Here is a 644-nt window from a genome sequence, read left to right as displayed (position 1 = left end):
CGATCCGGCATGGCCGAAGACCTGCTCGAGACGATCGGGCAGGTGTTCGGCCCGCTGCGCGGGGGGCTGGCCATTGCGGTGGTGGTGGTGGGGGCGATGCTGGCGGCGACCACCGGGGTGGTGTCGGCCTCGGTGATCTCGATGGGGCTGATCTCGCTGCCGATCATGCTGCGCTACGGCTATGACAGGCGGCTGGCCTCGGGGGTGATCGCGGCCTCGGGCACGCTGTCGCAGATCATCCCGCCGTCGCTGGTGCTGATCATCCTGGCCGACCAGCTGGGCCGCTCGATCGGCGACATGTACCGCGCGGCGATGATCCCGGGGTTCCTGCTGGCGGGGTCGTACATTCTGTACATCGTGCTGGTGTCGATCATCAAGCCGTCGATGGCGCCGGCGCTGCCCGAAGAGGCGCGCGCGTTTCGCGAGCCCAACGGTTCGCGCGGGGGGCGCTCGCTGCTGATACTGATGCTGATCTCGGCGGCCTCGGCCTACCTGATCACGCAGTGGATCGAGAAAGCCGATGCGCCGGTCGACGAGAAGGTGGTGCTCAGCCTGCTGCTGTGGGGGCTGACCGCGTTCGTGATCGCCATCGTCAACAAGGTGTTCAGGCTGAAGATGCTCTCGGCGCTGGCCGAGCGGGTCAC

At 67.7% G+C, this 644-nt stretch carries 1 protein-coding gene; it reads left to right on the top strand.

Translation table 11 applies throughout. The annotated features are described in order from the left end of the window. A partial coding sequence (locus KW845_RS29300; protein ID WP_218372940.1) for a TRAP transporter large permease subunit occupies window positions 1-644 on the top strand: 644 nt, incomplete at both ends.

Source organism: Bordetella sp. BOR01 (genome assembly GCF_019218885.1).
Lineage (GTDB): Bacteria > Pseudomonadota > Gammaproteobacteria > Burkholderiales > Burkholderiaceae_B > Bordetella_A.
This window is presented reverse-complemented; position numbering and strand designations above follow the sequence as displayed.